Genomic DNA, 23,214 nt, shown 5'->3' with positions numbered 1-23,214 from the left:
GATACCAAGCGTGTCGATTTTTGTGGTAGACTAATAGAGAGAGAAACCGAGATGCCGGCAAGGTGGCAGGCAATCGGTTGAGCCTAGGCAGGATGGTGCTGTAAACGGATGAGAATGACGAATATGCTGCATTTCACGGAGAATCACAGGTTTTGTGTAGGCCGTGAATTTTCTTTAAGCAGTTTGGATTTTAAAATGTTGGCGATGATGTATCAGCCGATGATCGGTGGTTTGGCAATAAGTCTCTATCAAGCTCTCTATCAGCAGATGAGTGCGGAAAAGGTCGGATTTTCGCCTTTGGAACAGCAGCGTAAGTTATTTCTGCTGCTGGATCTGGAGCAGGGAGAACGAGGCCGGAAGTATTTGATCGAGCAATCCTCCAAGCTTGAGGCCATTGGCCTCTTGCAGACAACCCGCAAGTTTTTGGCGGATGAAGAAGATTATATTTTTGTCTACACATTGTTCCCACCGCTTGGGCCCAATGAATTTTTCAGGAATCAACATTTGACGCTGCTGCTACGCGATAAGGTCGGTAAGTTCATGCTGCTCTCTCTTCGGGAAGACTTGTTGGCGCCGGAGCCGGAAGAGTGCCGCGAAGCAAGCGAAGAGAATTTATCCGTTCCCTTTTATGACCTGTTCAGGCTGAATACCCAGGTGGTTGACTATGAGTTGGAGCAGGCACTATATGAAGCATCTGCGAGCAAACAGGGTGAGGCCCGGTTGGATGTCACGACCAAAGGTTTCCAGTATGCGGACATTATCATGAGGTTCCCACGCGGAGCGAGCAACCGGATTTTCGTTGAGGCGCTCAAGCATAAGCCGGATCAGATGGCAGCCATTAATATTGTGGCCAAGAAGTATAATCTTTCCTTGCAGGAAACATGCCGGTTGCTCGATGAAGACGGCGTCTTTAGCCAAGATGGCGAGCTGCAGATGGATCTCATGCAGTACAACGCGAATCTCTTTTACAGGCAAAGCAAGAAGCGTGACGAGGAAAGAGAGCGAAGCTTGTCCAGGACGGAAGAGACCGGAGCCGAAAACTCGACAGATCAGGCGGAAGAGAAATCCGTGGAGATGGCGTATTATTTGGAAGTGCCGCAGCAGCTGCGCGGCGAATGCACAGATCATCAATACAACTACATTATGCGTAACGAGCCGTATACGGCAGTCCTGAAAATGTTTTTTACGCAGGGCTCAATTCCCGACGGCGTACTTAATATATTTGAGAAAATTGATTTGAATTATAAGTTAAACGAAGAAGTCATCAATGTATTGATCCACTTCCTGCACATCGACCGCCGCTCTTGGGCGAAGTCTTCGATTGAAGCGGTCGCCTCGGATATGCTCGGCAAACAAATTGTTACTTACGAGCAGGCCGTAGAGTATGTGCGCGAGAAAATCAGCTACAAACAGAAAGCTGCATCCAAAGTGGAGGCGGCCAAAGCCGGCGGCGGATCCGTAACCAGAGGCCGGCAGGGCAAGACGCAGAAGCCGCATATCCCGATGGTGGTGCAGGATGCAGGCGCTGCGGCTTCTTCCAGATTAACTGAAGAAGAGCTGGAGGCTGCGAGAAGGATGGCGCAGAAGCTGGATGAGCGGTTTAATCGGAAGAGCTGACATGCGTTATGACAATAGCAAGAGATCACACATATAGGAGGTGCAGCAATCATGGAATCGCTGTCGCACATTCTTAAATCCATGCCTAACTCGGAATGGAGACGTAAGGCCGAGGTCAAAATCAAGGCGGTCATGGATGACGCCTTAGTTCATAAGTTTCGCGAGAAGTACCCGTTTGTCGATGATTATGCCGTCAAGATTAACATGAATAAGCTGTACCAATATGTGACCGAGTACAAAACCTGCTCCAATTGCCCAGGCTTGGAGAACTGCCCGAATGATATGACAGGCCATTATACAATGCTAACCGCCGATACGGATAACGATAGAGTGTATATACATGAAGAAAAAGTGGCGTGCAAAAAGTTTACCTCCAAGCAGCTCCAAGATGCGATTTCATCTCGGATTCGTACGTTCCACGTAGATCCACGGATGATTTCGCGCAGCTTCTCGTTTGGCGATATTCTGGAAACGGATTTGGATCGGGCGAAAGCGGTCATGCAAATCAATGATTACGTTAATCAAACCATGGAAACCGGGCTGCAAACACGCGGGCTTTATTTATGCGGATCGTTCGGTACGGGGAAAACGTTCCTCATGGGCTATATGCTGCATCAGCTGGCCAAAGTGGGGATGACGGGCGCCATCGTGTATATGCCGGATTTTGCCGAGGACTTGAAAGGCATGTTCCAAGAGCCCGCTAAGTTGAAAGAGACGATCGATCTTCTGAAAGAAACGGATCTGCTTGTTTTCGACGATATTGGGGCGGAGAATCTCAATCCGTGGCTCCGCGACCATGTCATTGGGGCGATTGTGAATCACCGGATGAACCGGAAGCCGACGTTCTTTACATCCAACTATGCGCTGCATGATCTTGAGAAGCATTTCAGCTTCACGAACAAGGATGGCGACGAGGAGTACAAAGGACAACGGATTATGGACCGTATCCGTCCTTTCGTTGAGGTCGTTGAAGTGACCGGTACGAATAAACGGGGAAGATAGATTTGAGGAGTTCAAAAAGACCCTTCTACCACAGATCATGTGGATGGAAGGGTCTTTCTCGTATCAATGAATGTTATGATTTCTTTAGACGTTCCAACTGGGTAGTTACACTTTCAATCATTTGAACGAAGGAAGTAAGCTCCTGCGCACTAGCTGCTTGTGTACGCGCGAAGTGAGTCGTTTCCTCGGAGCCCTTCTGCACGAGTTCGAGCTTCTGCGTAATCAGCTTCAGCTTCTTCTGGATGGTGTCGAGCGCTTCGCGTGAATGCGAAGCCAGTTTGCGCACCTCGTTGGCGACAACTTCAAAGCCGCGGCCATGCTCGCCAGAGCGTGCAGCTTCAATAGCTGCATTAAGACCAAGCAGATGCGTCTGGTCGGAAATTTCTTTCATGACGGAACCCATTTTCGAGATATCTTTGATCTCATGTTGGAGTTCGTCAATTCGATGGTTGGATGAATCCTGCGATTCCGCCGTTTTTATCGCGGTATCGGCTACGGTTTGACTGCTGCCGCCAAGCTCTACCATCATGGAAGCCAGGTCCTGTACAACACTGGAGATGGTCGTCAGCATAATATCCTGCTCGTCCACTAAGGTTTGAATTTTCAGCTTCTCATCCTGCTCGTAGGCTTCCAAAACAAGTTGGCTGTCCAGGTTAAACATTTTACTTAACGCATGGAGCACTTGCGTCCACTCGTCAGGCATGATTTCTTTGAAATGCTGAGTAGCAATGTCCGTATATTTTAAATAGGTGCCCAAGTACCAAGAAGTTGTCAGGCCGATGCGGGAGTGTACTTTTCCTATGTATAAACGTTTCGTTATGTATTCATCGTCAATAAGTCCGGAGGCCATGGATAGAAAGTACCAACGCTGCGTCTCTTTGAGGCGCTCAATCGTGCTGTGCTGCTGAATAATCGCAACAAGCTCAGGGACCTGGGTGATTTCGGCATACAGTTGGTCGACCAGTTGTGCTACAACACTTTGGAAGGCTTCTTCTTTACTTTTTAATAATCGTAAGTCTGCGTTCGTTAAACCGATAAAAGAAATGAGTTTTTGGCGATCTGGATGAACTTTAATCATTTGAATCGTAAGTCCCCTTTGCAGTGTGGTCTAATGAAAAAACCGCCCTACACTAACAGTGCAAAGCGGTTGATTTATTGGCTTGTACAAGTTCTACTTCATTACTTGAATAGCAGTTGCAACGGCTGCAATGACAAACAAGATCGCGAAGAACACGCCAAATCCGATACCAACGTCCATGAAATCGTTACGCGGTTCTTCATACACGTGAAGCTCAGGGTGTTTAGGATCGCTCATGTGGTTACCCCCTAACGTCCGACATTCTAAAGTTTAAACTTAGTATACCCAAATTCCTCGAAACTTGTAAAGATAATGGAAGTGACAATTATGCAAACAATAACAGACAGGAGCGGAAAGTATAAAATAAGTCTTGACTCTAACATTAGTGTTATGGTTTACAATAAAGTCATCCTTACTTGATCAAGGAAAAGGAAAAAGGTGAAAGCCATGCGGATTAGTGAATTATCCAAGCTGACAGGTGCCAGCATTCGTTCTTTGCGGTACTACGAGGCCAAAGGGCTTATCGCAACGCAGCGCGAAGAGAACGGTTATCGGGTTTTTAACCAAATGGCTGTTGAACGCGTGAAAACCATTCAGTTTTATTTGAGCCTGGGTTTTACGACCGAACAAATTGAAAGCTTTCTAAACTGCGTCATGAAAAATCAGGAGTCGCAATGCGATGATCTGCTGCCACTCTACACGGAGAAGCTGCAGGACATTGAGCGGCAAATGGAAATGCTGCAGATGCTGCAAGCGAATTTGAAGGATCGTATTGCTTATATTGAGCAGCAAAGGCTTCAGGGGCTGCCGGTAGGCGTGCCATCCAAGTAGGTTCCAGAGCCAACCGGATTGCTAAGTTATGGTTTGGTTGAAATGGCCTATGGGTGTGGTATACTTTACATGTTGACGTTCATCGGTAGCAATTAACTACTTGATGTTATAAATCCATTCTTAGAAGGAGGAACTATCATGGCAATCGTGAATGTTTCTGATAACAGCTTTAAAGCTGAAGTTGAAAGCGAAGGTACAGTACTTGTAGACTTCTGGGCACCTTGGTGCGGACCTTGCAAAATGATCGCTCCTGTTTTGGAAGAGCTTGATAAAGAAGTAGAAGCTTTGAAAATCGCAAAAGTGAACGTGGATGACAATCCAGAGTCCGCTGCGCGTTTCGGCGTAATGAGTATTCCAACACTGATCGTTTTCAAAGACGGACAGCCTGTTGATAAAGTGGTTGGTTTCCAATCCAAAGAAGCTTTGAAAAATGTTGTAACTCGCCATCAATAAGTTGTTTCTGAATTCGAATTAGAAACAATTGTTCGTGAGAAAAAGCTCATTTTCTGCTATGCTGAAAATGAGCTTTTTTTGTGCACGAAAGGAGATAGGAATCATGACGGAGTTTGACCATGAGCAAGAGGACGCGGCCGTCCGTGAACAGCGTCTGGAAATGATTAAACATAAGCTTTCCTTATTACCGGATAAACCTGGTTGCTATATTATGAAGAACCGCGAAGGTACGATCATTTATGTAGGAAAAGCCAAAGTGCTGAAAAACCGGGTGCGCTCCTACTTTACAGGAAGCCATGGTGCTAAGACGCAAAGACTAGTCAGCGAAATCCGCGACTTTGAATATATCATCACCTCCTCCAATGTGGAGGCGCTCATTCTCGAGTGTAATCTGATTAAGCAGCATCATCCGCGGTACAACGTACTCCTCAAGGATGACAAGACGTTCCCTTACATCAAGATTACCCACGAGGCGCAGCCGCGTCTGGAAGTCACGCGGCGGGTGTATAAGGATAAGGGCAAGTACTTCGGCCCTTATCCGAATGCTTTTGCGGCCCAGCAGACCAAGAAGCTGCTGGACCGGTTGTACCCGCTGCGCAAGTGCAAGACAATGCCCGATAAAGTATGCCTATACTTTCATATCGGACAATGTCTGGCGCCTTGCGAGTATGAGGTATCCGCTGAGCAGAATGAGCGGATGGTGCAGGAGATTACCCGTTTCCTGAACGGGGGACACGATGTCATTAAGGAAGAGCTGACGACCAAGATGCTGGCGGCAGCGGAAGAACTGAACTTCGAGCGCGCGAAGGAACTGCGCGATCATATCATGAGCATCGACGCCTTGATGGAGAAGCAGAAGATCAATGCGGTTGACGCGCAGGACCGTGACGTGTTCGGTTATGCGGTGGATAAGGGCTGGATGGCGGTACACATCCAGTACATGCGCCAGGGCAAGCTCATCGAGCGGCACGTCTCGCTGTTTCCGTATTATGGCGATGAGTACAGCGATTTCATCACCTACGTCACGCAGATGTACATTGACAATCCTGCGCTGCCGAAGGAGATTTTCCTGCCAGGCATGCCTGAGGCGGAAGCAGGCGCAGCACCAGCAGTGGACGTTGTCCCTGCTGAGCAGCCGGTGCAACCCTCCGCGCAAGCGGAGGCTGAAATGAAAGATGTCCGCGAGGCGCTGGAATCGTGGCTGAAGGTCAAGGTCCACATCCCGCAGCGCGGGCTGAAGAAGCAGATGGTCGATATGGCCAAAGATAACGCCCGCAACGCGCTGGATGAGAAGTTTCGTCTCGTGGAGCGGGACGAAAGCCGGACGACCAAAGCCGTGGAAAACCTCGGCGAATGGCTCGGTATGGGCAAGATTCGCCGGATCGAAGCGTTCGATAACTCGAACATTCAAGGGACGAATCCGGTCTCGGCGATGGTCGTTTTTGTGGACGGGAAGCCCGATCGCAAAGAGTATCGCAAGTACAAAGTGAAAACCGTTGTTGGCCCGGATGATTACGAGACGATGCGTGAGGTCATTCGCCGCAGGTATGAACGTGTGCTGAAGGACAATCTGACGATGCCGGATCTTATCGTCGTCGACGGAGGCAAAGGGCAGATTTCCGCTGCGGTCGATGTCTTGGAGAATGAGCTTGGGCTGTACATTCCGATTTGCGGCCTAGTGAAGGATGCGAAGCATAAGACGGCGCAGTTGATGATGGGAGATCCAGCGGAGATCATTCCGCTGCCGCGGGACAGTCAGGAGTTTTATCTGCTTCAACGGATCCAAGATGAGGTCCACCGCTTCGCCATCACGTTCCACCGGGAAACGAGGGCGAAGTCCATGGTAGCCTCACAGCTCGATGCCATCCCGGGTATCGGGGAGAAGCGCAGGAAGGCCCTCTTGAAGCATTTCGGCTCCGTGCGCAAAATAAAAGAGGCTGAAGTCCAAGACTTCAAGCCTCTGGGTATAGGTGAGAAATTAGCAGGCGAGATTCTCAAAGCGCTCCAAGGCGAGGCGGCGGTTCCCCAGGAATAAGGGGACCCCGCCTTTTTCCGTGCAGCCAAGTTAGGAAATAGCCGACGATGGCTGGGAGCAGGAGGTACAAGATCCCGCACAGCACATCGCTTACGTGCCCTAAGGAGAAGAGCGACATCCCCATCAGGATGCTGTCCATGCAGGCATGAGCGAAAACGGCGGTAATGAAGCCATATTTGAGGAACACATAACCAAGAATAATACCGATAATGGTTACTTCGATTAACCGCGTATAGACCGGATAGATCGGATACTGGGTGTGGCTGGCCGCCCAAATCACACTAGGAATAAGAATCGCAATGAAATTATTGCGGAACAGCTTTTTGAATAAGATAATGCCCAGCAGCCGGTAAGTGGCTTCCTCCGAAATCGCCGCAACCCAAGCCATCAAAGGGAAAAGGCGGGGTTCCACCATGTTGAGCACGGAATCGGTTGGATCATTGACCGCCCATACATCAAATTTGACATCCCCTGTGTAGAACAGGACTTGTTGAATGCCAAGGATGAAAAGCGCCAGTAAATAGCCCCGTCCCATGCCATAAAATACCTCTGTGCCATACATCTGTTCCTTCCAGGTTGGCCATTTGGGCTGCCCCATCGAATTCCATAGGCCATTGCCGGCTACAAGAGAGAAGTAGAGTGAAATGGCGAGTCCAACCGCTAGTACGTTCATAAAAATAATCGTTGCCCATGTGGCAAACTCAGCACTCGGGCCTGCGCCGCTAATCAAGCGGAAAGCAGGGTACATATTAAAGTTATTGGCGATGTAAATGGCTAAGAAAATAGCCGTCAGCAGCAGTCCGCTTCGAAATCTCATTTGCTTCCGATAAATGATGACAAGGACAATGGCGGCAATGGTCATAAGAATGGAGAAGCCCATTGAAATCCAGGTCATCACGGAAGCGGAATGATCCTGTGCGTCAAGCCAATCCAGATGCGAAGCCGGCAAGCTGAAAAGCACGGTGTAGCCGACTAAATTCTTCTCATCGAATTGCACGCGAACTTGTAATTTCGCTTCTCCCATAGGTTGAGATTGTTTTTCATAGTATAGAACCAAGCCGGAGTCTTTCTGCGCTGCGCCATCATCTTTATCGATGGCTTTCATGTCATCGGGATCAAGCCCGTGAGCCCGCATTTCCTGCTTGGCCATAATGTCAGCCTTCTGTTTGCTGATCAGAGCACTCTCGCTCTCGGTGTTATAGACCTCACGCCATCCGATCACGGAACCGTCCGTGTAGTTGACTTCAACTTCAAATTGCCGGTTCTTCTTGGCATCACTCACGTTGACTTGGTAATAGTCCAGCGGATAGCGTTTGCCAAACGCCGCGTCATAGCTTTCGGATAAATGTTCTTTCTGCAAATAGCCGCTGCGTTCTTTTTTAGACTGATACGCTACAAAAGTGTTGCTCCCCTTGATCGCATAACGCTCGCTGATGAAGGTAGAAGCATGTTCTGCGGCCTGCGCTTTGGTGATGGAAGGGTTCTCGCCCGCCGGCGCTTCTTCCGTTTGTAAGCCATATAAAGCTGTTATGCCCGCATAAAGGGCTATGCCTACACAGGCTAGGAGGAGGAGAAACCGGTTAAATTTCGGCCTTGGCATCATTCATTTCCCTTCTGAATTCACGAGTATGAAACCTTCATTTCCACGTTACCATGAGTTTTACAAGAATGCGAATTTTAGGTGGAAATACAAATCAAACAGTTATATAATACCTATATTTGCAAGTGAAGCCGAATGACTATAGATGAGCGGGGAACGAGGTTCTATGCGTAAAAAAATAAGTGTTTGGCAGATGACACCGCCACAGATTCTGGTTCTTGGCTTCGCCGTCATCATCTTTATCGGAGCAGGGCTCCTCACACTGCCGATTGCTTCAGCGACTGGTCAATCCGTTCCATTTATTGATGCGCTGTTTACTTCAACTTCTGCGACTTGCGTGACAGGACTCGTTGTTGTTGATACGGGAAGTACGTATACCATGTTCGGACAGATCGTCATTGTCTCCTTAATTCAGATTGGCGGATTAGGGTTTATGACGATGGCTACACTGCTTGCCCTTGTTTTCCGCAAGAAAATTACCCTCAAGGAACGGTTGGTGCTTCAAGAGGCTTTCAATCAAGGGAGCATGGAAGGCATTGTCCGTTTGATCCGTAAAGTGATTATTTACTCCTTATCCATTGAAGCAATTGCGGCCGTTATTTTCACGATCCGTTGGAGCTTTGACCTCGGTTTCTCTAAAGCACTGTATTTCGGCATTTGGCATGCGATCTCCATGTTTAACAATGCAGGGTTTGATTTATTCGGCACAGTCGATGCTCCTTTCGTTTCCTTTACGGGATATGCAGACGATTTTGTTGTTAACTTTGTCGCGATGGCTCTTATTGTCTTAGGGGGATTAGGCTTTATTGTGATGTCGGATGCAATGGATTATCGCAAAACAAGGAAGCTCTCTTTGCACTCGAAGGTTGTACTAAGCATGACCGGCCTTCTTATCGTTGCAGGAGCTCTTATCATTTTTATATTCGAATATACAAATAACAGAACTTTAGGTTCACTTGATTTAGGCGGCAAAATACTAGCTTCCTTCTTTCAATCCGTCGCGCCGAGGACCGCAGGGCCGAATACGGTGGATATTGGCGCGCTTCGCCAAGCTACGCAATTTTTCATGGTCATTCTCATGTTTATCGGGGCATCTCCAGGTTCCACAGGCGGCGGTATCAAAACAACGACCTTTACCATCTTGATCGCAGCCATTGTCACGATGATCCGTGGGAAAGAGGATATTGTCATTTTCCGCTACCGTTTGGCAAAGGACCGTATCCTTAAAGCGATTACGTTAACGATGATTGCCTTATTTCTGGTCATTACGGTTACCATGCTGCTATCGACCACGGAAGATTCGCAGCTGCTCAAAATCTTGTTTGAAGTCACTTCCGCGTTCGCGACGGTAGGACTGACGATGGGACTCACGCCTGATTTAACGCTCTTCGGTAAAATTCTCATCAGCTTGACGATGTTTGCCGGGCGCCTTGGCCCGATCACGCTCGCTTATGCGCTTCAGCCGAAACAAGAGAAGGAATTATATAGATACCCAGAGGGTAAAATCACGATTGGATAGGGGAAGCTTAACAAATGAAGAAAACGCAATATGTGGTAGTCGGGCTTGGGCGATTCGGAGCCAGCATTTCCAAAGAGCTTATTAAGCTGGGCAATGAGGTGCTTGGCATCGATAAGGATGAGGAAGCGGTAGACGAAATGAGCCATGAGCTTACGCATACCGTTGTGGCGGATGCCACGGATGAAGATGTGCTGAAGTCTCTGGGAGTGCGTAATTTTGATTGCGCAGTCGTAGCGATCGGGGACGACATTCAGTCCAGTATTTTAACAGCAATTGTCTTGAAAGATTTAGGGGTTAAAAAAGTAGTAGCCAAAGCCCTGTCTGAATTGCATGGGAAAGTTTTGCAAAAGCTAGGGGTTGACCGCGTCATTTATCCGGAGCGCGATATGGGGATACGTGTAGCTCATCAGCTCAATTCACCGAATTTATTGGATTATATTGAAATTTCCAAAGATTATACGATTGCAGAACTTTCCGTACCGAAAAGGCTGTGCGGGCTTACGATCAAACAATTGGATCCGCGTGCCAAATACGGCTGCAGCGTGGTGGCGGTTAACAAGCAAACAGGTGTTATTATCGCGCCTACCGCTACTGATGTGGTGAACGAAAATGATGTCATGGTGATCATCGGAACGAACGATCAAATCGAAGAATTTGAAAGCGAAGTTATCCGATAAGATGGAGAATTCAACCTCTCAACTCATCGAACATGTCATCGTGCTGCTCGTGCTCATTTTCGGATTAGGGATGTTGTTCGGGAAGGCAGCCAACTGGCTGAAACTCCCCGATGTTGCCATGTTTCTTGTAGCAGGTATGATCGCTGGACAAGCGTTCCATTGGATTTATGAGCCAAGTGCCTCGTTTACGAATCAATTCATTCTCGTTATCGGTTCCGCGCTAATTCTCTTTGACGGGGGACGCAATATCAAGCTCACCGGTTTGCGGCAAGTCTGGGTTACAGTCGGCATGCTTAGCATTCCCGGTGTGATCATCACCTGCGCGGCCGTTGCAGCAGCTTCGCATTTCCTTCTGGATCTGCCATGGTTGTATGCTTTGCTCCTTGGGGCAATTATTGCATCAACAGATCCGGCAACGCTCATTCCGGTATTTAAACAAGTGAAAATCCGCCGCAAAGTCAGAGAGACCGTTGAAAGTGAATCGGCTTTTAATGATGCGACGGCGTCCATTCTGACATTTTCGCTAATTGCTGTCATCCTGGGCACGCAGGAAGTTTCGCTTCTTTCAAGCACGCTTGATTTTGTTGAAACGGCACTCGGAGGGCTTCTGCTTGGGGCTGTTATCGGCTATGCGATGACCTTTCTTACCGCTCATTTGAAACTTGGCATATTGAAGGATTATGCAACGATTGCGATGGTCGTTACTTCGTTAGGCGCATATATGGCAGGAGAAATGCTAGGTGTAAGCGGCTTTATGGCGACTTTTACAGCGGGGCTGATCTGGGGGAACGCCGGCACGTTCAAGCTCGATATGGAAGATAAGCGCCATGAAATGGAGCATTTTTCCGAAAATATTACGATTATCATGCGAATGCTAATTTTTATTCTTCTGGGAAGCCAAGTGAATTTCCCGGTCATCCTCGAGCATTTTTGGACGAGTTTGGGTGTCATCTTCGTATTTGTTTTTATCGCACGTCCGCTGACGGTGTTGGTCTGTACGTGGCCGGATCGTAAAGCGAAGTGGAAATGGAATGAGATCCTATTTATGTTCTGGGTTCGTGAAACAGGTGTCATTCCAGCGGCTTTATGCGGAATGGTGGCTGGCATGGGGATTGCGCACAGTGATCTCATTGCGAGTGTGACTTTTATGGCTGTGCTGATCACCATCCTGTTCCAGGCAAGCACAACGGCTTTTGTAGCGAAAAAGCTGGGACTTGAAGTGAAGTCGGACGGGCCGGAAGCTGATGGTTCCGTCTTGTAAGTCTCAACGAGAGAATTTCGAGGCGAAGGTGGACTCCGAATGTACAAAGTATTAATAATCGAAGACGATCCTATGATCGGCGATATGATCTCCATGTATTTGGGCGAAGAAGGCTTTGAAGTCATTCGAATGGAGACGGGGCAAAAGGGGATTGAAGCGGTTAAACCGTTTGCTCCTGACGTCATTTTGCTGGATCTTATGCTGCCGGATATGGACGGACTTGAACTGTGCAGACAGGTGCGAACTACGTTGAGTGTGCCGATCATGATTGTCTCGATGAGAAATAAAGTGGTTGAACGGGTGGCTGCGCTGGGGGCTGGAGCCGATGACTATATGTGTAAGCCGTTCAGCATGCATGAAATGAGCGCTAGAGTCCATGCTTTGATCCGTCGTTCCAATTTGTATCAAAATGCGGGTGACAACACGCGTATGAACCAGGCGGTACGCCACGATACAAAGCCAGAAACAGATGAGGCGCTGCTCGCGGATAAAAACAAGATTACCCTTGATCTTCAAACCCGTTCGATGATTGTCCAGGGGCAGCTGGTCGAGACGACGTATTCGGAATTTGAAATTATGAAATGTTTTGTCAATCATCCTGGTCGCGTGTACACGCGAGAGGATTTATTGCAAACCGTCCGGGGCTTCGATTCCTATGTCACCGATCGTGCGATTGATGTGCATATTGCCAATCTTCGCAAAAAAATCGAAGACAATCCCAAAGAGCCTAGGCGGATCCGAACGGTCTGGGGCGTGGGTTATAAGTTTGTCTATTAGCATAGAACCTCTAATTTGCTCGATATACCGAGCGAATTGGAGGTTTATTTGTGCCTGGCAAAGTAGTTGATCGTTTGTTCGATGAATTTAAGGGACTCCGGGTTGTCAGTTGCCTGGTCCGAGTAGATCAGCGATGTGGTTCGTTTCGTTTGCTCTAGTTCCACTAAATAGCGCAGAATTAACTCATTATTCTGAATCAAATCTTCTCGCAGATACGACTTAGGAAGCAGCGTCGCGGTTTTGCAGGTAGACACGAGCCGGATGATCGCCTCGAAAGAATCGATTTCCATTTGGACATTAGGGAAAATCGTATACCGATGGAAGAGCTCATCCATCAGGATGCGATACCAGGTGCCTTTGGAGAAAAGGATCATCGGCAGATCGTTCAAATCGCTCATCGTAATATGGGATCGATCAATGAACGGATGCCCCAGCGGAAGCACCAGACAAAGATGATCATCGAACAACGGCTCGCAGTGCAGGCTTGATGCATTGATTTGGGAAGCGACGATACCGATATCGACTTTATTTTCTTTGACCATGGTCACGACTTCATGCGTTTTGCCTGTAAGCAGTTTAATCTCTGTGAGCGGATAAACCTGCAAGTAATCTGTTATCAGATCCGGCAGTGTAGCCTGCAAAGTTGTTAAACTGGCGCCAACCGTAATCGAAGAATGCGTGCCTGCAGCTTTGTACATTTGAAGGGTTTGCTTGAATTTCCGTTCCACGTGGCGAAGCTCGAGCGCATGATCGTAGCAGATCTGACCTGCTTTGGTCAGCTCAAGACGTTTTCCTTTGCGGATGAATAGCTCCACGCCGAGTTCTTCTTCCAGCTTCATGATTTTGCGTGAAAGAGCCGGTTGTGAGATATTAAGCAGCTGTGACGCTTTATTCAGGCTCACTTGTTCGACAACAACGGCGAAAACATCCAAGAGTTCCATGTTTTTTTCATCTCCGTATTCATTCGTATATGCAAATTAGTTATAAGTATATATAAAAAAACGGCACTTCCATTATAAGCGTAGAAGAGGTACGATGTACATGTCACTTTTTATTCACATTTATTGGACGACCGTGTATATTCGCTTACTAATTAGGTGTAAAATAGGCGTGGATGATTATGGGTTGACGCTCGTTTGCGGCGAGAGTAGAATGGTATGTGGCTTGTTTTGTCAGAACATGTCGGATGGTATTTATGAAATTTTGTTGAGGGGGGAATTGGTTACATTATGGGTAATTCGTATTACTTTCGAAAGATCCACTCTTTGCTTGGTGTAATTCCAGTGGGCTTCTTCCTTATTGAGCATTTGCTCACTAACTATGAAGCAACGAAGGGTCCTGAAGCATTCGTGGATCAAATTAACTGGTTGAACGGTCTGCCGTTGGTCCTGCTGTTAGAAATCGTGGGCATCTGGCTTCCGCTTCTTTACCATGCCGTTTATGGACTTTATGTGGCTTATCAAGCACGTAATAACGTCTCGAACTACAGCTATTTCCGTAACCAAATGTTTATGCTTCAACGGGTAACCGGCGTTATTACGTTCCTGTTCGTAGCGTGGCATTTGTTCGAGACTCGTCTGCAAGTTGCACTGGGCAATGTTGCACACGAAAATCTCGGCATGACAATGCATGACATTGCGACGAATCCAGTTATGTTTACGGTTTATGTGATTGGTATCGTTTCAGCGACATTCCATTTCTGCAACGGTTTATGGTCATTCCTTGTAAGCTGGGGAATTACGGTTGGACCTCGCGCACAACGTTACTCCTCCATTATTTGGATGGTATTGTTCGTGGTGATGTCCGTGATGTTTATTATGTCTTTGACTGCATTTACAGATACGCAATTTCAAGTTCCGGTAGAAGCGCATTCGGGGCATTAAGGGAGGGTGAACAGAAGTGGCTAATTCGAAAATCATCGTCGTCGGCGGAGGCCTTGCGGGACTCATGGCGACTATTAAAGCAGCGGAGGCCGGAGTTCACGTGCAATTGTTCTCCTTGGTTCCTGTTAAACGTTCCCACTCCGTATGTGCGCAAGGCGGCATTAACGGTGCGGTGAATACGAAAGGTGAAGGGGACTCCACGTGGGAGCACTTTGACGATACCGTTTACGGTGGAGATTTCTTGGCGAACCAACCGCCAGTTAAAGCATTATGTGATGCAGCACCAGGCATCATTCACTTGATGGATCGTATGGGTGTTATGTTCAACCGTACACCAGAAGGTCTTCTTGATTTCCGTCGTTTCGGCGGAACGAAATATCACCGTACGGCATTTGCGGGTGCAACAACAGGGCAACAGCTTCTGTATGCACTTGATGAGCAAGTACGCCGCTGGGAAACAGCTGGTCTTGTTACGAAGTTCGAGCACTGGGAATTCCTTGGCTCCGTTCTGGATGATGAGAATGTTTGCCGTGGTATTGCGGCTCAAGATTTGCGCAGCATGGAGATCCAAACATTCCCGGCTGACGCTGTTATTTTGGCAACAGGCGGCCCTGGTATTATCTTTGGTAAAACAACGAACTCCGTCATTAACACAGGTACGGCAGCAAGTGCTGTTTACCAACAAGGCGTTAAATATGCGAACGGTGAAATGATTCAAATTCACCCGACGGCGATTCCTGGCGATGACAAGCTTCGCTTGATGTCAGAGTCCGCACGTGGGGAAGGCGGTCGTATTTGGACTTACAAAGACGGGAAGCCTTGGTACTTCCTTGAAGAGAAATATCCGGCGTACGGAAACTTAGTGCCTCGTGATATCGCAACGCGTGAAATTTTCTCCGTATGTATCGATCAGAAGCTTGGTATTAACGGCGAAAACATGGTTTACCTTGACCTTTCTCACAAAGATCCAAAAGAGCTTGATATCAAGCTTGGCGGTATCATGGAAATCTACGAGAAATTCATGGGCGATGATCCGCGTAAAATCCCGATGAAGATTTTCCCGGCGGTTCACTATTCCATGGGCGGTATGTGGGTTGATTACAACATGATGACGAATATCCCGGGCTTGTTCGCTGCGGGTGAGTGTGAGTATCAGCATCACGGTGCAAACCGTTTGGGCGCGAACTCCCTTGTTTCGGCGATCTATGACGGTATGGTCTCCGGTCCTAAAGCGGTTGAGTATATTCGCGGCCTAGAGAAACATGCGGATGATACGTCTTCCATCGTGTTCGATCGTGAGAAGAAACGTCACCAAGACCGTTATGAGAGCTTGCTCAAAATGAACAGCGGGACAGAAAATGCCTATGTTCTGCACAAAGAACTTGGCGACATGATGAATGCGAATATGACGGTTGTTCGTTACAATGATCGTCTTGAAGATACAATCAATAAAATCAAAGACATGAAAGAAAGATACAACAACATCAACATTACAGATACAGCTCGTTGGAACAACCAAGGGGTAGCGTTCACACGCCAACTCTGGAACATGTTCGAGCTTGCTGAAGCGATGACGGTGGGTGCATTAATGCGTAACGAGAGCCGTGGCGCGCACTACAAGCCTGACTTCCCTGAACGTGATGATGACAATTTCATGAAAACAACGATTGCCGATTGGACGCCGGAAGGTCCGAAAATCAGCTATGAAGACATTGATGTATCTTTGATTGCACCGCGGAAACGTGATTACTCCACGGAGAAGAAAAAGGGAGGACATTAATCATGGCTGAGACACTAAGCGCACAGAAAACCGTGAAGTTTATCGTGACTCGTCAAGAGAGTCCGGATTCTAAGCCTTATACCGAGGAATTTGAAGTTCCTTATCGTCCCAATATGAACGTCATCAGCGGTTTGATGGAAGTGCAACGTAATCCAAAGAACGCGCGTGGCGATAAAACTACACCAGTTTGTTGGGAATCCAACTGTCTGGAAGAAGTTTGCGGAGCTTGCTCCATGGTCATTAACGGTAAGCCGCGCCAAGCTTGTTCGGCTCTGATCGATAAGCTGGAGCAGCCGGTTCGCGTAGCTCCGATGAGCACGTTCCCTGTTATGCGTGACCTTGTCATCGACCGTGGACGCATGTTCAACGCTTTGAAGAAAGTCAAAGCATGGGTTCCGATCGACGGTACTTATGATCTTGGACCAGGACCGCGTATGGCGGAGTCGAAGCGTCAATGGGCATACGAGTTGTCCAAATGCATGACTTGCGGCGTATGTCTGGAAGCTTGTCCGAACGTTAATGACAAGAACTCTTTCATCGGACCATCCGCGCTTTCTCAAGTTCGTTTGTTCAATGCTCATCCAACAGGTGAAATGAACAAAGACGAGCGTTTGGATGCGCTGATGACAGATGGCGGTATCGAAGGCTGCGGTAACTCGCAGAACTGCGTACGCTCTTGTCCGAAAGGCATTCCGCTGACGACTTCCATCGCTGCATTGAATGCAGACACAACGAAACATCTATTCAAGAAATGGTTAGGTGTGTAAGGGTTAAGAATAAAGCCCGATACCCTGAGCGACAGGGTGTCGGGCTTTTGTGCATATTGGGGTTAATTTGCCGGGGGAAGCGCGTTCGTCTCCGCCCAATCAGCGTTATCTATAGGGGAGGTCTGGAGAGGATGCTTGATGGCCAGTTCTTCCTGGCTTGCTGCTGTAGGGGGAGCTGTTTCGTTTCTTGGTGATGATGCCATAGTTATATCTAACATACTTAAGTGGAAATGAATCGAATACATCGTCTACACCTCCAGATCCGTTGTTATTATGTAATATATTATTACACAAATGAACATTTTGACAACAAAATGATTATTTGTGTTATGTATATTGACATAAGTCTAGGATGTAAGTATGATATAGACAAATGTAAGAGTTAGTTACAACCTCATAGCAAACTTGTTTTCTAGGGTTCCGCGGCAGATGAAGGCTGTCGGTCTGGTCCAAGAGAAGACACACGGTGAAGGTCATCGTGCACACGGAGGGATAAAAGCCCGGGAGGATATCAGAATATGATATCGTTCCGGGTTTTTCTTTTTACCAGTTTAAATGGAGAGGGAGAATCAGAATGAGAAAAAGAATGGTATTTCTGATGATGGCGTTGTTACTCGCTTTTACAGTCGTGAGCGGATGCTCGAGCAAAGAGGCAGCAAGCAAGGCAGCAGGTGGCAGTGATCAACCCATCAAATTGGCGCTAAGCCCATGGCCGGGCTGGTTTGTTTGGTATTTGGTGAAGGAAAAAGGGTTCTTTGAGAAAAATGGGGTAAAGGTCGATCTTGTTTGGTTCCCCGTGTACAGTGATTCCTTATCTGCCCTTGCGTCCGGCAAAGTCGATGCGAATAGCCAAACTTTAAGTGATACGCTTGCTCCTGCGAGCAAAGGGATTCCACTCAAAGCAGTGCTTGTGAACGATAACTCCAATGGTGGAGATGGCGTCGTAGTCAAGCCTAACATCAATTCGCTGCAGGATTTAAAAGGGAAAAAGGTGGCAACGGAGCTGGGAACGGTTGATCACCTGCTCATGCTAACGGCGCTTGAGAAGGCCGGCCTCGCTGAGAAGGACGTCTCTTACACCAATATGACAGTGAACGATGCAGGACCTGCTTTCATCTCAGGCAACCTGGACGGCGCCGTACTGTGGGAACCATTCCTGAGCAAAGCGATTCAAGAGGGCAAAGGCAAGCTGTTATTTTCCTCCAAGGATACGCCTGGACTCATTCCTGATCTGCTCGTGTTTAAAGAAGAAATTACCAAAAATCGGCCGGAAGAAGTGAAGAAAATTTTGAATGCCTGGTTCGACGCGCTGGACTACTGGAAAGCTAATCCGGAAGAGTCTCTGCAAATTATGGCGAAGGCGGCTGAGACGCCAGTGGAAGAATACAAAGCTGGGGTCGACAGCGTGAAAATATTTCAGTTAGACGATAATGTGAAAGCTTTCCAAAAAGGCGATTCGTACAGCTCCCTGCACTATACATCTCAGAAAACAGCCGAGTTCTTGAAAAGCTTGGATATGCTGAGCACCATCCCGAAAGCGGAGAGCTTCTTGGACGGACACTTTATTGAAGAAGTGATGAAAGAGCGAAAGAAATAACAGGTGAGTGAGAGGTGCTCTATGGAAACGGCTATGAAAAAAAGACGCAAATCCACGTTGTTTGCCATAAGGGGCGACATCAATCGTAAAACGTATGTTTCAGGCATTGTTCTCATGATATGTTTGGCACTTGTCTTTTGGAGTGTGCTCAGTTATGGCAATTTGGTGAATCGAACCTTCTTGCCGACACCGGATCAAGTGCTTCGCCAATTTGCCATTCAACTGCAGAGTTCCACTTTTTGGCATCATGTTGGCATTAGTATTTTCCGCGTAGGGGCAGGATTTTTACTTGCTTGTTTGCTTGGGATTCCGCTTGGGATTCTGGCGGGTACGTTTCGTTTTGCAGAAGCGCTGCTCGTTCCACCGACCGAATTCATTCGCTATATGCCGGCTACGGCGTTCATTCCGCTGATTATGGTTTGGGCAGGAATCGGGGAGTGGGCGAAGGTCATCGTCATTTTCATCGGCTGCTTCTTCCAGCTCATGCTGATGGTGGCAGACAATACGCGATCGGTGTCTAACGATTTGCTGCAAACCTCGTACACCCTTGGCGCGAATCGCTGGCAAGCCATTGAGAAAGTGCTGATCCCTGCGCTGCTGCCTGATTTGATGAACACCTTGCGTTTAATTATTGGCTGGGCATGGACCTATCTTGTGGTGGCGGAGCTGGTTGCGGCAAGCAGCGGGCTGGGGTTCTCCATCATGAAAGCGCAAAGGTTCCTGAATACGGATCAAATCTTCGTGGGTATTATCGCCATTGGCTTGCTCGGATTGATGACGGACCGTACCTTTGCTTATTGTCACCGTAGATTTTTCCCATGGTTGGAAGGAGGGCGTTAACTGATGCGAGCACAACAAGCCCTACATATCGAATCTTCGCATGAAAAAGAAATAATAATGAGCAAAATTACGGCTTGCGATATAACGAAAGTGTACAGTTCAAAGAAGTCGCAGTTCGTAGCGCTTGATAGAGTTTCCTTTCATGTGGATGCCCATGAGTTTGTAAGTTTTGTTGGTCCCTCCGGCTGCGGGAAGTCCTCACTTTTGCGAATTGTTGCCGGTCTAGAGACGATGACAACAGGATCTCTGAGCATTTCGGGGCATGAAATTGATGGTCCTGGCGCTGATCGCGGGATGGTGTTCCAATCCTACACGCTGTTCCCTTGGCTTTCCGTGCGGGAAAACATCGAGTTCGGACTGACGCTGAAGGGTATTCCTATTTTCGAAAAAAGAGCCATAGCCGATCACTTCATGGAGCTTGTCGGCTTGCAAAAGTTCGCCAGAGCGCTGCCGAAGGAGCTCTCCGGCGGGATGAAGCAGCGGGTGGCGATCGCAAGAGCACTCGCCAACAATCCGGAAGTGCTGCTGATGGATGAGCCTTTCGGGGCGCTCGATCCGCAGACCAAAAATTCAATGCAAGAGCTGCTGTTGCGCATTTGGGAGAAAGAGAAGACGACCGTAATCTTCATCACGCACGATATCGAGGAAGCGATCTTCCTCTCCCAGCGTGTGTATGTGATGCAGGCGCATCCGGGCACAATTCGCAAGGAAATCGTCATTCCACACGGTTTGCGGGATGTAGAAGACGTAAAGGATTCGGAGTCTTTCCTGAAGTTGAAAAAACAGATCATTTCTTTGATAGGGCATCATGAGGAATGAATGGAAACTTGGCCGTTGTTGCGGTCAAGTTTTTTTGTTGTTTAGCTGGATCTGGACAAACTCTGGAAAATTTACTTTTACTGTTCTAATTGACGAGGGATTGGCTGTTCGATAGAATAAATTAAAGCGATTCATAAATGAGGGAAATCATGTGAATAAAAGTAAACAGCCGACCATTGTCGATGTAGCTTCGGAAGCCGGCGTTTCCATTGCTACCGTATCGAATGTTATCAATCGCAGAAAGGTGCCGATGGCGCCCGAAACGATCCGCAAGGTGGAAGAAGCCGTTGTTCGGTTAGGCTATCGCCGGAATGTGATGGCGACGAATTTGAGCCGCCGCAGATCTTATGAGCTCGGGTTGATTATTCCGCATTTTGGCGGCTATTATGGCCGTTTTGCAGAGAACCTGGAGCAGAAGGTGCATCATTTTGGCTACCATTTGTCCATCTTCTCGGCGGCCGGTATGGATCCGGAGATTGAACAGCGCCATCTGGAGCATTTATTACAGCGCAGAGTAGACGGCTTGGTCAGCCATGGTTTGGCGATGAGCATGCACTCTACGCAGCAGTTAGTCGGAGAGGGCACGCCCCTTGTCATCTTCAATGGGTGGGGATGGCCGAACGAAATCGTCAAAATGGCGGTTAACTTGGATTTTGCGAAAGCGTCTTCGGGGGCGGTTCAGCATTTTCTGGCGAATGGCTGCCGCTCCGTGATTTATGCAGGCAGAAGCAAAGGAATGGGAGCTAACGAACAGCGTATCCAAGGATTTATGGCTGGGTTAAGCGATCGTGGAGAATCGACCATGCATGCGCTTTTGGATGCAGGTGAGCTTGGAATTGAGGGTACACTTGATGAAGCGCTGCGCTTAAGCGGGGAATTGCGGCCTATCGGAATCTATACGTTTAATGATGCGTTGGCGCTTGAGCTTCTGGCCCTTTGCCATGAACGTGGGATATCCGTGCCCGGAGAGATACAGCTCATTGGGATGGATAATGAGTTTTTCTCCAAGTCGAGCTACCCGTCCATCACCAGCTTCGAGATGCCGGTTGATTTGCAAACCAGCTTGGTTGCGGCTTTCCTCATGCGGCAGATTGGGGAAGAGTTGGACGAGGAGAATATGCAGCTGCTTGAAGAATATTTGCCTCGTGTGACAGGGCATGAACTGTTTATTGATCTAGAGATGATCGTACGGAAATCTTCAGGAAAATAAGAAAGACCATGGATCACTTGGGTGAGAGATCGATGGTCTTATCTTTTTTTGGATTAAAGGAGTGGTAGGGAGCTGTTGGAAGCTGAGTTCAAACGGTTTTGATGCTTCAAGAAAGCTTTACCGTACTCCCCGTGCGGATTGATTTCGGCATGCTCAATTTGAATCGTGGCATGCTCGATGCCGTATTTGCTTTTGAGCGTTTCATTGATGGCCAGAATGACGCAGAACGGTTGAATGTTCGGACTGATGAACACGTGAGCTGTTAAAGAATAATGGTCCGTCGAAACGGCCCAAAGATGCATTTCATGCACATCCTCTACGCCTTCGACAGAGGCAATCTGCTTGCAAATTTCGTCCAGGTTATAACGCTCCGGCACGGACTCCATGAGAATCAGGTACGATTCACGAATGATTTTGCTGCCGCCGATGAAAATAATGCCGCCAATCACCATGGAGATGAGTGGGTCGAAGATGAGCAAGCCAGAGTAATAAATAATAATGGAGGATACGATGACGCCAACCGAGCTGAGCAAATCGCCAAAAAAGTGCCAGAGGGCGCTTTTGACATTCAGATTATCTTCTTCCTTCACGCTGTTGTGGAGCACCAAGGTGAGCACCAGGTTGACGATGAAACCGATTGATGCAATCCCTAACATGAGGCCAAGCTGGATCGGCTGAGGATGAATCATGCGCTGAATGCCCTCAATGAAGATTCCTAAGGCGATCACGCAGAGGGCGAGGCCGTTTAGGAATGAAGCGATGATCTCGAACCGCAGGAACCCGAACGTGAATCGGGCATTCGGCTGTCGGGTTGCGAGGTGAATGGCAATCATGCTTAAGCCCAGAGCGATGACGTCCGAGATCATATGGGCTGAATCCGAGAGCAGTGCGAGCGAATTGGAGAGCACTCCGCCGACGATTTCTACAATGGTGAAAAAGGCAGTTAGCAGAAGGGTTACCCACAATGTTTTTCTGGATTTTGTTTGTTTTTTTACGTGACGAAGATGGTGGTAGTCGTATTCGGTATTCATACGGTCCCTCCTTATTTATAATAATTCTAATTTAATTATTACTATTATATGCTAGGAAGGCGAAAGGTGCAACCCTTTTTGGGCGATTTACAGATTAAACACAAATTCTGAGAAGTCTACAAAATGAGGAGGTGGAGGGTGTAGCGGCGTTTAGAGGCGTGTAACAGTGTGTGGAAACGTATAGAAGCGTGTAAATCGTATAGAAACCTAAAAAAACGTTATAGAAGTGCTTGAAGAGGAAAAGAATAAAGCGTTTTCTATTTTGTAACATAAATGAAATATTCCTGTTATGGTTCCATAATGTTTGGAGGGTAATATAATAACCAAGACCCCCTTTTTAATATAAACTTTTTGAACCCGGCCCCGTTGGCTGGGTTCCTTTTTTATAAGGAAGTAACCTTTGTTAAAAAAAGGGCTTCCGAAGCTAGTTGTATAAT

At 47.8% G+C, this 23,214-nt stretch carries 21 protein-coding genes and 1 riboswitch; of the genes, 16 read left to right on the top strand and 5 right to left on the bottom strand.

All coding sequences use genetic code 11. The features are described 5' to 3' along the window. Positions 1 to 108: 108 nt before the first annotated feature. Together AC3WTJ_RS27170 and dnaI are read left to right on the top strand one after the other, a co-directional pair. Complete coding sequence (locus AC3WTJ_RS27170) at positions 109 to 1,617, top strand: replication initiation and membrane attachment family protein (RefSeq protein ID WP_492524469.1); 1,509 nt, start codon at positions 109 to 111, stop codon at positions 1,615 to 1,617. A 51-nt stretch (positions 1,618 to 1,668) separates the two neighbouring features. Further along, positions 1,669 to 2,619 carry a primosomal protein DnaI gene (gene dnaI, locus AC3WTJ_RS27165; RefSeq protein ID WP_407870977.1) on the top strand — a complete coding sequence of 317 codons (951 nt, stop codon included), beginning with the start codon at positions 1,669 to 1,671 and terminating at the stop codon, positions 2,617 to 2,619. Positions 2,620 to 2,692: 73 nt separating this feature from the next. Here dnaI and AC3WTJ_RS27160 read toward each other — a convergent pair whose 3' ends face one another. Then, positions 2,693 to 3,697, bottom strand: coding sequence for a protoglobin domain-containing protein (locus tag AC3WTJ_RS27160; RefSeq protein WP_492524468.1), 1,005 nt, complete (start codon positions 3,695 to 3,697; stop codon positions 2,693 to 2,695). A 93-nt stretch (positions 3,698 to 3,790) separates the two neighbouring features. Next, positions 3,791 to 3,934, bottom strand: a complete 144-nt coding sequence (locus tag AC3WTJ_RS27155) for a YqzM family protein (protein ID WP_157319615.1) — start codon at positions 3,932 to 3,934, stop codon at positions 3,791 to 3,793. Positions 3,935 to 4,144: 210 nt separating this feature from the next. Between AC3WTJ_RS27155 and AC3WTJ_RS27150 the strand changes: the two genes are divergently transcribed. From AC3WTJ_RS27150 to uvrC, 3 genes are all read left to right on the top strand, one after another. After that, positions 4,145 to 4,528, top strand: a complete 384-nt coding sequence (locus AC3WTJ_RS27150; protein ID WP_127453203.1) for a MerR family transcriptional regulator — start codon at positions 4,145 to 4,147, stop codon at positions 4,526 to 4,528. A 138-nt stretch (positions 4,529 to 4,666) separates the two neighbouring features. Next, entirely contained in the window at positions 4,667 to 4,981 is a 315-nt protein-coding gene (trxA, locus tag AC3WTJ_RS27145; RefSeq protein WP_127452876.1) for a thioredoxin, read from the top strand. Between the two features lie 103 nt (positions 4,982 to 5,084). Next, positions 5,085 to 7,016 (top strand): excinuclease ABC subunit UvrC, encoded by a 1,932-nt coding sequence (gene uvrC, locus AC3WTJ_RS27140; protein WP_492524467.1) that lies wholly within the window; start codon positions 5,085 to 5,087, stop codon positions 7,014 to 7,016. Here the strand turns inward: uvrC and AC3WTJ_RS27135 are convergent. Next, the gene (locus AC3WTJ_RS27135) at positions 6,976 to 8,619 is read right to left on the bottom strand and encodes a CPBP family intramembrane glutamic endopeptidase (RefSeq protein ID WP_492524466.1); all 1,644 of its coding nucleotides are present in this window, start codon (positions 8,617 to 8,619) and stop codon (positions 6,976 to 6,978) included. The genes uvrC and AC3WTJ_RS27135 overlap by 41 nt on opposite strands. Before the next feature lie 163 nt (positions 8,620 to 8,782). On the opposite strand from AC3WTJ_RS27135, the gene AC3WTJ_RS27130 reads away from it, so the two are divergent. From AC3WTJ_RS27130 to AC3WTJ_RS27115, 4 genes are read left to right on the top strand one after another with little or no spacing between them, the layout of a single operon-like run. After that, positions 8,783 to 10,135: a TrkH family potassium uptake protein gene (locus AC3WTJ_RS27130; protein ID WP_407870981.1), complete on the top strand. Its 1,353-nt coding sequence runs from the start codon at positions 8,783 to 8,785 to the stop codon at positions 10,133 to 10,135. Between the two features lie 14 nt (positions 10,136 to 10,149). After that, complete coding sequence (locus AC3WTJ_RS27125) at positions 10,150 to 10,812, top strand: potassium channel family protein (protein WP_315953265.1); 663 nt, start codon at positions 10,150 to 10,152, stop codon at positions 10,810 to 10,812. A gap of 1 nt (position 10,813) precedes the next feature. Then, a complete protein-coding gene (locus AC3WTJ_RS27120) occupies positions 10,814 to 12,073 on the top strand; it encodes a cation:proton antiporter (RefSeq protein ID WP_492524465.1) in 1,260 nt (419 codons plus the stop codon). Positions 12,074 to 12,112: 39 nt separating this feature from the next. Beyond that, complete coding sequence (locus AC3WTJ_RS27115; protein ID WP_157319610.1) at positions 12,113 to 12,850, top strand: response regulator transcription factor; 738 nt, start codon at positions 12,113 to 12,115, stop codon at positions 12,848 to 12,850. 44 nt (positions 12,851 to 12,894) lie between these two features. On the opposite strand, the gene AC3WTJ_RS27110 is transcribed toward AC3WTJ_RS27115, so the two are convergent. Next, complete coding sequence (locus AC3WTJ_RS27110; RefSeq protein ID WP_492524464.1) at positions 12,895 to 13,791, bottom strand: LysR family transcriptional regulator; 897 nt, start codon at positions 13,789 to 13,791, stop codon at positions 12,895 to 12,897. A gap of 288 nt (positions 13,792 to 14,079) precedes the next feature. Here AC3WTJ_RS27110 and AC3WTJ_RS27105 point away from each other — a divergent pair, with 288 nt between their 5' ends. From AC3WTJ_RS27105 to AC3WTJ_RS27075, 7 genes are all read left to right on the top strand, one after another. Further along, positions 14,080 to 14,733, top strand: coding sequence for a succinate dehydrogenase cytochrome b558 subunit (locus AC3WTJ_RS27105; RefSeq protein ID WP_315953269.1), 654 nt, complete (start codon positions 14,080 to 14,082; stop codon positions 14,731 to 14,733). A gap of 16 nt (positions 14,734 to 14,749) precedes the next feature. Then, the gene (gene sdhA / locus AC3WTJ_RS27100; protein WP_127452859.1) at positions 14,750 to 16,513 is read left to right on the top strand and encodes a succinate dehydrogenase flavoprotein subunit; all 1,764 of its coding nucleotides are present in this window, start codon (positions 14,750 to 14,752) and stop codon (positions 16,511 to 16,513) included. Positions 16,514 to 16,515: 2 nt separating this feature from the next. Continuing rightward, positions 16,516 to 17,280, top strand: coding sequence for a succinate dehydrogenase iron-sulfur subunit (gene sdhB / locus AC3WTJ_RS27095; RefSeq protein ID WP_127452857.1), 765 nt, complete (start codon positions 16,516 to 16,518; stop codon positions 17,278 to 17,280). Positions 17,281 to 17,681: 401 nt separating this feature from the next. Next, positions 17,682 to 17,789, top strand: a riboswitch (guanidine-I (ykkC/yxkD leader). Positions 17,790 to 17,854: 65 nt separating this feature from the next. After that, positions 17,855 to 18,877, top strand: coding sequence for an ABC transporter substrate-binding protein (locus AC3WTJ_RS27090; protein ID WP_492524463.1), 1,023 nt, complete (start codon positions 17,855 to 17,857; stop codon positions 18,875 to 18,877). Positions 18,878 to 18,898: 21 nt separating this feature from the next. Then, positions 18,899 to 19,717, top strand: a complete 819-nt coding sequence (locus AC3WTJ_RS27085) for an ABC transporter permease (protein ID WP_492524462.1) — start codon at positions 18,899 to 18,901, stop codon at positions 19,715 to 19,717. A 3-nt stretch (positions 19,718 to 19,720) separates the two neighbouring features. Beyond that, a complete protein-coding gene (locus tag AC3WTJ_RS27080; protein WP_492524461.1) occupies positions 19,721 to 20,536 on the top strand; it encodes an ABC transporter ATP-binding protein in 816 nt (271 codons plus the stop codon). A 151-nt stretch (positions 20,537 to 20,687) separates the two neighbouring features. After that, on the top strand, positions 20,688 to 21,746 hold the full coding sequence (locus AC3WTJ_RS27075) for a LacI family DNA-binding transcriptional regulator (RefSeq protein ID WP_492524460.1): 1,059 nt from the start codon (positions 20,688 to 20,690) through the stop codon (positions 21,744 to 21,746). A gap of 53 nt (positions 21,747 to 21,799) precedes the next feature. On the opposite strand, the gene AC3WTJ_RS27070 is transcribed toward AC3WTJ_RS27075, so the two are convergent. Then, positions 21,800 to 22,777, bottom strand: coding sequence for a cation diffusion facilitator family transporter (locus AC3WTJ_RS27070; RefSeq protein WP_492524459.1), 978 nt, complete (start codon positions 22,775 to 22,777; stop codon positions 21,800 to 21,802). Positions 22,778 to 23,214 lie beyond the last annotated feature (437 nt).

The organism is Paenibacillus sp. FW101-FHT12H11 (assembly GCF_058790355.1).
Note: the sequence above shows the minus strand (reverse complement) of the source record. Positions and strands in the feature narration are given on the sequence as shown.

What these genes read in the sequence shown, in the direction of transcription:
- AC3WTJ_RS27170 (WP_492524469.1), top strand. Translation starts at nt 109, where the DNA reads ATGAGAATGACGAATATGCTGCATTTCACGGAGAATCACAGGTTTTGT.
- dnaI (WP_407870977.1), top strand. Translation starts at nt 1,669, where the DNA reads ATGGAATCGCTGTCGCACATTCTTAAATCCATGCCTAACTCGGAATGG.
- AC3WTJ_RS27160 (WP_492524468.1), bottom strand. Translation starts at nt 3,697, where the DNA reads ATGATTAAAGTTCATCCAGATCGCCAAAAACTCATTTCTTTTATCGGT.
- AC3WTJ_RS27155 (WP_157319615.1), bottom strand. Translation starts at nt 3,934, where the DNA reads ATGAGCGATCCTAAACACCCTGAGCTTCACGTGTATGAAGAACCGCGT.
- AC3WTJ_RS27150 (WP_127453203.1), top strand. Translation starts at nt 4,145, where the DNA reads ATGCGGATTAGTGAATTATCCAAGCTGACAGGTGCCAGCATTCGTTCT.
- trxA (WP_127452876.1), top strand. Translation starts at nt 4,667, where the DNA reads ATGGCAATCGTGAATGTTTCTGATAACAGCTTTAAAGCTGAAGTTGAA.
- uvrC (WP_492524467.1), top strand. Translation starts at nt 5,085, where the DNA reads ATGACGGAGTTTGACCATGAGCAAGAGGACGCGGCCGTCCGTGAACAG.
- AC3WTJ_RS27135 (WP_492524466.1), bottom strand. Translation starts at nt 8,619, where the DNA reads ATGATGCCAAGGCCGAAATTTAACCGGTTTCTCCTCCTCCTAGCCTGT.
- AC3WTJ_RS27130 (WP_407870981.1), top strand. Translation starts at nt 8,783, where the DNA reads ATGCGTAAAAAAATAAGTGTTTGGCAGATGACACCGCCACAGATTCTG.
- AC3WTJ_RS27125 (WP_315953265.1), top strand. Translation starts at nt 10,150, where the DNA reads ATGAAGAAAACGCAATATGTGGTAGTCGGGCTTGGGCGATTCGGAGCC.
- AC3WTJ_RS27120 (WP_492524465.1), top strand. Translation starts at nt 10,814, where the DNA reads ATGGAGAATTCAACCTCTCAACTCATCGAACATGTCATCGTGCTGCTC.
- AC3WTJ_RS27115 (WP_157319610.1), top strand. Translation starts at nt 12,113, where the DNA reads ATGTACAAAGTATTAATAATCGAAGACGATCCTATGATCGGCGATATG.
- AC3WTJ_RS27110 (WP_492524464.1), bottom strand. Translation starts at nt 13,791, where the DNA reads ATGGAACTCTTGGATGTTTTCGCCGTTGTTGTCGAACAAGTGAGCCTG.
- AC3WTJ_RS27105 (WP_315953269.1), top strand. Translation starts at nt 14,080, where the DNA reads ATGGGTAATTCGTATTACTTTCGAAAGATCCACTCTTTGCTTGGTGTA.
- sdhB (WP_127452857.1), top strand. Translation starts at nt 16,516, where the DNA reads ATGGCTGAGACACTAAGCGCACAGAAAACCGTGAAGTTTATCGTGACT.
- AC3WTJ_RS27090 (WP_492524463.1), top strand. Translation starts at nt 17,855, where the DNA reads ATGAGAAAAAGAATGGTATTTCTGATGATGGCGTTGTTACTCGCTTTT.
- AC3WTJ_RS27085 (WP_492524462.1), top strand. Translation starts at nt 18,899, where the DNA reads ATGGAAACGGCTATGAAAAAAAGACGCAAATCCACGTTGTTTGCCATA.
- AC3WTJ_RS27080 (WP_492524461.1), top strand. Translation starts at nt 19,721, where the DNA reads ATGCGAGCACAACAAGCCCTACATATCGAATCTTCGCATGAAAAAGAA.
- AC3WTJ_RS27070 (WP_492524459.1), bottom strand. Translation starts at nt 22,777, where the DNA reads ATGAATACCGAATACGACTACCACCATCTTCGTCACGTAAAAAAACAA.